General features: G+C 51.3%; 5 protein-coding genes and 3 pseudogenes. 2 read left to right on the top strand and 6 right to left on the bottom strand.

The genetic code is table 11. The annotated features are described in order from the left end of the window. On the top strand, positions 1 to 113 hold a 113-nt coding region (locus PN498_RS02025; protein WP_272061006.1), incomplete at its 5' end, for an IS1 family transposase. 46 nt (positions 114 to 159) lie between these two features. Here PN498_RS02025 and PN498_RS02020 read toward each other — a convergent pair. The 5 genes and pseudogenes from PN498_RS02020 to PN498_RS02000 all read right to left on the bottom strand — a co-directional run. Then, positions 160 to 2,232 (bottom strand): AMP-binding protein, encoded by a 2,073-nt coding sequence (locus PN498_RS02020; protein WP_272061005.1) that lies wholly within the window; start codon positions 2,230 to 2,232, stop codon positions 160 to 162. After that, positions 2,222 to 3,646: an L-lactate MFS transporter gene (locus PN498_RS02015; RefSeq protein ID WP_272061004.1), complete on the bottom strand. Its 1,425-nt coding sequence runs from the start codon at positions 3,644 to 3,646 to the stop codon at positions 2,222 to 2,224. The genes PN498_RS02020 and PN498_RS02015 overlap by 11 nt, the downstream gene beginning before the upstream one ends. A gap of 360 nt (positions 3,647 to 4,006) precedes the next feature. After that, positions 4,007 to 4,258: a hypothetical protein gene (locus PN498_RS02010; RefSeq protein ID WP_272061003.1), complete on the bottom strand. Its 252-nt coding sequence runs from the start codon at positions 4,256 to 4,258 to the stop codon at positions 4,007 to 4,009. 130 nt (positions 4,259 to 4,388) lie between these two features. Further along, positions 4,389 to 4,787 (bottom strand): transposase family protein, encoded by a 399-nt coding sequence (locus tag PN498_RS02005; protein WP_272061002.1) that lies wholly within the window; start codon positions 4,785 to 4,787, stop codon positions 4,389 to 4,391. Positions 4,788 to 4,789: 2 nt separating this feature from the next. After that, a pseudogene (locus PN498_RS02000) lies at positions 4,790 to 4,978 on the bottom strand (transposase); the annotation flags it as partial. A gap of 136 nt (positions 4,979 to 5,114) precedes the next feature. Here PN498_RS02000 and PN498_RS01995 point away from each other — a divergent pair. Beyond that, positions 5,115 to 6,202 (top strand): annotated as a pseudogene (locus PN498_RS01995) (ISKra4 family transposase). A 16-nt stretch (positions 6,203 to 6,218) separates the two neighbouring features. Here the strand turns inward: PN498_RS01995 and PN498_RS01990 are convergent. Beyond that, positions 6,219 to 6,527, bottom strand: a pseudogene (locus PN498_RS01990) (IS1634 family transposase); the annotation flags it as partial. Positions 6,528 to 6,670: the final 143 nt, after the last annotated feature.

Raw genomic sequence — 6,670 nt, 5'->3', positions numbered from 1 at the left:
CGCGGATCAAACGCTTGGCCCGCAAGACGATTTGCTTTTCCAAATCCGTTTTGATGCACGATACAGTAATTGGCTTGTTTATCAACCGCCATGAATTTGGACGAGCTATATGACCGCTTTCCACAGGTCTAGAACACTACCAAAGAACCATTAGTAACGCTAAAATAACCCCTGAATCATCTCAGAGTAACGATCCACAACTACATTGCGGCGAATTTTGAGCGTTTGGGTGAGCAGACCATTTTCGATCGTCATTGGCTCCGGTAACAGCGCAAATGCAGCAATCTCATCCTGGGAACGGTAGCCGGGGCGATCGCGCACTTCTCGGTTGAGTTCCTGGCGCAGAAGATTGTGGATAATAAGGTTGTCGGGTGCAATCGCTTCATTCTCCCCAATCATCAACGGAGGTGATTGCGCTAATCCCCAAGCTTGCAGGGCTTCCAGATTAGGCACAATCAATGCTCCCAGTGCTTTTCGATCTTGCCCAACCAGAACAATTTGATCGATAAATGAACTGCGTAAGCAGGCATCTTCGATCGGTTGTGGTTCAATGTTTTCGCCATTGCTGAGGACGATCGTATCCTTGGCTCTGCCGGTCAGGATAATGCTGCCATCGTCTGCTAGCCAGCCAATATCGCCTGTATCAAACCAGCCTTCGGTATCAATGGCCTTGGTGGTGGCTTCGGGGTTGCGATAATAGCCCTGCATGATTTGGGGACCTCTTGTCAGGACTAAGCCGCGTTTTCCAGCGGGCAAGGTTTGTCGGGTTTCTAGATCGACAACCCGAAATTCGGTCTGGATTAGGGGTTGACCAGAAGCCTCGCGCACGTTGTTCCAGTAGCGTCGCGCACTGAGTACGGGGGAGGTTTCAGTCAGACCGTAACCGACCAAAATTTCGATGCCAATCATTTCAAAAAAGTCTTCTAAATGCTGAGCCAGGGAACCGCCGCCACAGATGAGCTGCTTGACGTTGCCCCCTAGGGCTTGCTGCATGCGCTTGTAGAGCAACAGTTCCCCCAAGTAGTGCAGCGGAGCCAGCAACAGCGTGGTCACCCAGGCTAGCAGGACTGCCGAGCGCGTCGGGTGTAAATTGCGCAAATCCCGGTGCTTCCAGGTACGTACCGCTTGAATGTAGCGATTGCTGACCGCCAGAAACGATTGAATGAATGCTTGCATTCGAGGTGGGCGATCACGAAAAGACTTTTGAATACCTTCGTAGATAGACTCCCACAATCGCGGCACTCCTACCACATAGGCGGGCTGATAGGTTTGCAGATCTTGCTTGAGGTAACGACGATTGGTGTATACCTGGGTGCAGCCCTGAGAGAGCGTGTAGTATTCGCCTACCCGCCCAAAACTGTGCCAGGTGGGTAAGATGCTGAGGGTGCGATCGCCAACCAGGGGTTGAATAATCGCCGTTAAAGCGACCAGTTGATAGATAAAGTTGGCGTGGCTCAGCATTACCCCTTTGGGTTGGCCAGTGGTGCCAGAGGTGTAAATCAGCGTAGCGAGGGTGTCTGGAGTTGTGTTGACGGATTGTAGCGGTTGCTGGTTGCCCAGTTCCAGCAGTTGGTCAAACGTGAGTAGTTGGACGTGGGAGGGGCGACCGGGTAAGTCGGGCTGTTCGTTCGACAGAAGCACCACCCACTCCACTGGCAATGTCCAGATGCGATCACCCAACCGGTCTAACGTTTTGGCGTTTTCCACCACTAGCCCACTGCTCTGGCTATGCTCCAGAATGTAGAGCAGTTCATCTTGATCTGCAGTCGCCGATCGCACCGCATCCGCTGCCCCCGCCAGCATGATGCCCTGATCTGCCACCAGCCACTGCCAGCTATTATCGGCAAAGAGCGCCACGATGGGTGGATTTTGAGGCGGGTTTTGAGATGGACCTAGTGAGAGATTTAGCGATAAATCTGGTGATGAAGTTTGCAAGCGCGACGAAGGGGACAACAGCGTTTGCATCCCTGCCGCGAACTGTCGAATTTGCTGATATACCTGCCGATAAGTCAGCGATACTGCCGGACGACTATGGGGATCAATCAGCGCCTCCACATTGCCAAAGTATTGTTCTGTAATCTCCCACATCTGTGGGAGCGATCGCAGGTGGCTATAGTCGATTAACCCGGTATGCTTAAACCGTTCTTTGGTTGAAAAATAGCCGGCAGAATCATTTTCCAAACGATTATCAAACCGATGCATAGATGGAGTCGAACGCGGATTAGTTGCCATCCCCTTTTCCCCCAATTCCTTTTGGTTTTGCCACTGCCAGCCAACCCTCTACTAATGTCATTAGCAGAGGCGTAATCGGGCTAATCAAATAGCGAAATAGCCAATCCGCCAGCCGCGTCTTTCGGGGTGCGTTGAGGGTAAAGTAGGCCACCAAAATTGCCGCGATCGCCAGCGTTGCCGTGACATAGAAAAAAGGCGCAAAACTTCCCGTGATGCCGCGCAGGGCGATCGCCGTAAAAATTCCCGAAAGGCCACCGCCACCAAAGGCAAGGAACAATAAACCATAGTTATTCGGGTAGTTGGGCAACCCAAAAAAGCTCAAGGTTGCCGCGGGTGCGACTGCCAGCCACGCCCCTAGACAAAACCAGAAAATGGAAAACGCCACCAGAAATTGACCGGCTTCATTGGGGCTGGTGTGAATCATCAAAATTGAGGCAATCAAAATCAGACTATTGAGGATGATAATCGTGAACTTGGGGCGCAGGCGATCGTTCAACCATCCAAACAGCGGTCGCCCCAGCCCATTGAAGACTGCAAATAGCGGCACAGTCAGAGCCAGTTCCTCGGCCTCCAGGTTGACCAGTTCGCTTCCGACCTGGGCGGTTGTGGCGATCGCCGTTAGCCCGACAAAGGTGCCGACGGTGTAGCAAAACATCAGCCCATAAAAAGTCTGAGTTTGCATCATGGGCAGACTGGCGTCCGTTTCGACCGATTGATTGAGCGTCTGCGCAAAGTTGCTGGGAGTCCAGCGGGGCGGAGGCATTCGCAGGACAGAGGCAATCGCCACAATGAGCACCGTAAACACAATGCCCAGCAAAACAAAGGTCTGGCGTATTCCCAGGGCGGGTAAATTCCAGGCGGGATTGCCGTTAATCAGATTGAAGGCTAGCGGTGCAGTCACCAGCGGCGACAGGCCAAATCCCACGACCGTCAACCCCACGGCCAATCCTTTGCGATCGGGAAACCAGCGAGCGGCCACTGCCAGGGGCACGCCGTAGGCCATGCCCACCCCCAAACCGGCCACTACGCCATAGCTCAGCACCAGCCAGAGCAGGCTAGAGGCTTGGCTGGCCAGCAGGTAGCCCAGACCCACTAGGATTCCCCCCAAACTGGTGAGAATGCGTGGGCTACAGCGATTCATGTACAGCCCGGTAATCGGCATCACCAGGGTAAAGGTGACTCCCAAAACCAAAAATGGCAGTAAAATCGTACCCGGACGACTTTTGAGTTCTGTCTCAAAGGGGCCGCTAAAAATGCTCCAGGAATAAACCGTACCTAAACAGAGCAACACCATTAAGCCGAGCGGAATAAACAGCCAGCGACCCTGGTCGGGCGGCAAGCCAAACAAACGAGCCTCGGCAGGGAAGGGGAAGGTAGGGAGCAATTTGCCTTCGGTTACAGTCGCTTTTCTCACATCACAAGCACTGATAATTAACGATTTGGCTCTCACGCACGATAGCAGGATTTTGGGACATTTATGATGAACTCAAGGTTGAAGCTCAAAAAAACAAGGTGTGAGAGTTTGGTGTTGGGATACGGCTGGAAAATCATTTTCATATACCCCGTCGCATTCATGGAACTGGCTAGTACTGAACGGCGGAAATAGTCTTACCCTTAAAAGGCTGGCTAAAGAAGAGTGACGATGCCTCGCTAAACTGTTTTACCCATTCATCTGAGTCCTTCCGAACGTGCTCACTTAGAGGCCCTAAAGTAACGACGCTGATATATTGGGCAAATTCAGGCTGAAAGCCTATTTTCATAAGCAATACAGCGATCAGCTTGTATTTTCAGAAACCCGAGTTTCGAGCACTCGTTCAGAACCTGAAACCCTTATTCTTTCGTTCTGATAGAGGCGACGGTGTAGATCCTGGAGATTGAACTCCAAGTTTGCTCCGTACGCGGCCTTGGTGACACCATCAACGCCCAATGCCTTCTGGACATCCAACAACTCGAAGCAGGCTCGCAGGTTCCCCACACTGTAATAGACATCTCCAGAGCTGAAATGCTTGCTTAGCAATGTTTTCATAGAATTGTAAAATCGCGTCTTCCAACAGTTTTAACGAAGAACAGTTTTAACGAAGATACGTGCTTTCAGCGGCTGTTCAATCAAAACTCATCTGAACAGTTCTTGCCCAAATTGACTTTGCATATCACGATTAGCAAGTCACAATAGGCAGAATCAAGACTCCTATTCGCAACCGCACTAATCCACAAATAACTTGCATCACAAGTTGGTACTTACCCGCTCTCAAACGGAATCTTTGCTGAGCAACTCTGAATATCTTAATCTTTCGAATTAGATGTTCAACATAGATTCGCTTTCGCACAAATTTTGTATTGTCTTCCTTTTGCTCAAGGGAGAATTCCTGTTTCTTTGGTTTCTTATAAGGGGTCACTATTTGAGGTTCGCCAATATAACCAATATCACCTCTAAAGGGTTGCTGATTACTAAATCTATCCTGCGATGCTCGAAATTGAGAAATATCGCTAATAGGGCCTGGGTCACCTAAAGCAACATCCACAATATCTTGGCCCTTAGGGCAGGGCAATCGCATCTTTATCCAACAAGTACCTTAAGCAGATATTCATTGTCCCACCCAGCTCGCAGGCGTTTATTCTTCATCCCTAGCTGCGCCGTTTGCTCTTGGTTCAAGAGACTGGCTGACAGATGTCTGAGCAGGGCAAAGTTTTCTGGGGCATGGCCAGTGCGGATGCGACAATCATCTTCTTGAAAAGCGACATCCAACCTACATTTCGCAGGTTCTCAGCAGAGGAGATAGTATTTCTGACAAGGTGCACCAAAGAAGCCGAGAATCTGGGAGCAGGTCACTTTCTTGAGAGAAAAATTAGAGTAAAGTCAACCAGACTAAGAGGGCGCACCAATGACACCAGCAGAACGACAAGAACTTTTGCAATGCAGTCAGCGGATCGCGGAGCTGTTGTACCAGGACGCTTGTGATCAGGAGCGTCCTGTCGCGAATCTGGGAGCGATTGAATCGACGGTACGGGCGCAAGTGCAAGAGAGCGTCCTGCCAACGATTGGGGAGTTTTTTGTCAACGAGTCAGCGGCACCCGCGAAGGCTACCCCCGACAATTAGAAAGTATTCTAGGTCGCTTATGCCTGAGCAGTGAACAAGCTCAACGGTTAGGGGTGCGTCCAAGGCAGCAAATTAGTCCCTACTTAGAGTTATGCTGCTTGCGTCAAAGCGCCGTTGTATCCTATGAGCAAGCGACGGCTGAAATTGAGGTGCAAACGGGACGTCGCGTCAGTGCCAAAACGCAGCAACGTTTAGAGGAGCGTCATGCTTTTGAGTTGCCCACTAGTGACGTTCCAGTGGAGCAAATGAGTTTGGACGGTGGCATGATTCGCCTGCGAACGCCGCTAGGCGAGGCCGCTGAGTGGCGTGAATATAAAGCACTTAATCTAGGTGAGCTGCATCAGGGGATGGCTTAGTTCAAGGACAACCAACGCCTGATTGAGTGGGCCAATGGCTTACCGCTAGCGCCGATAATGGACTGTCTGGGTGATGGTCACGATGGGGTGTGGGGCGTCTATGCTCAGATTGGTCGCGATGGCCAACGGCATGAGATTCTCGATTGGTTTCATCTGATGGAAAATTTACATCAAGTGTCGGCCACGGATGAAGAACGCCAAACCGCTCGCAGCTTTCTCTGGGAAGGGCAAGTAGACGCCGCCATCAATACGTTTGAGACGACTGAGTCGGAAACGATTCGTCGCTTCTGTGGCTATCTCGAACGGCATCGTGACCGAATTCCCAACTATCGTTATTACCAAGAAGAAGGGTGGCCCATTGGCTCGGGCGATGTCGAATCCTGGGTCAAGCAGATCAACCAACGCACCAAAATCGCAGGTGCTTCCTGGAAAGCAGAGCGCATCCCTCAAGTGCTAGCCCATCGATGTGCTTATTTGAACGGGAGGCTCTCACCTCAGCATTATTTTTCTCTGTAGAAAGTGACCTGCTCCCGAGAATCTTGACCCGGATGTCGGTCAAGTTGGAAATCTGAGGGTGCTGACCTAATTGGAGCCAGTGGACTGCCTGAAAACACATGAAGACCCATCGGAGAGTGGGTTTGGCCGTCGGTTTTCCGAGTTGGTTGGGAATGGTTTCGCCTTGTGCGGCCAGGGCTTGTCGCAGTTGGCGTTGAGCCAAAGTATAAACCATGAGAGCGAGGCCCATGACAAAGGCGAGGGCCGCCACCCGTGAAGGCGTCTTGAGAAACACACTGCTGGTGAAGAACAGGGGGTCTTTGAGGAATCGAAAGCCCCTTTCTGGAGCTGACTTTTCCCGCTAAGTCCGGTTCGCCAGTTGCCATCCCTCAAGCAAGTCGTGCAACTTAGCCCATCCTCGCCAAAGCACCTGAATGCCGATGGGAGTTTTGCGACGATGTTCCAGATAGCCGCCCAAACGAGCAATCG

This window comes from Oscillatoria sp. CS-180 (assembly GCF_028330965.1).
Lineage (GTDB): Bacteria > Cyanobacteriota > Cyanobacteriia > Phormidesmidales > Phormidesmidaceae > Halomicronema.
This window is presented reverse-complemented; position numbering and strand designations above follow the sequence as displayed.

Bases quoted from the DNA above. Each gene is read 5' to 3' on its own strand.
- PN498_RS02020 (WP_272061005.1), bottom strand. From the start codon at position 2,232: ATGGCAACTAATCCGCGTTCGACTCCATCTATGCATCGGTTTGATAAT.
- PN498_RS02010 (WP_272061003.1), bottom strand. From the start codon at position 4,258: ATGAAAACATTGCTAAGCAAGCATTTCAGCTCTGGAGATGTCTATTAC.
- PN498_RS02005 (WP_272061002.1), bottom strand. From the start codon at position 4,787: ATGCGATTGCCCTGCCCTAAGGGCCAAGATATTGTGGATGTTGCTTTA.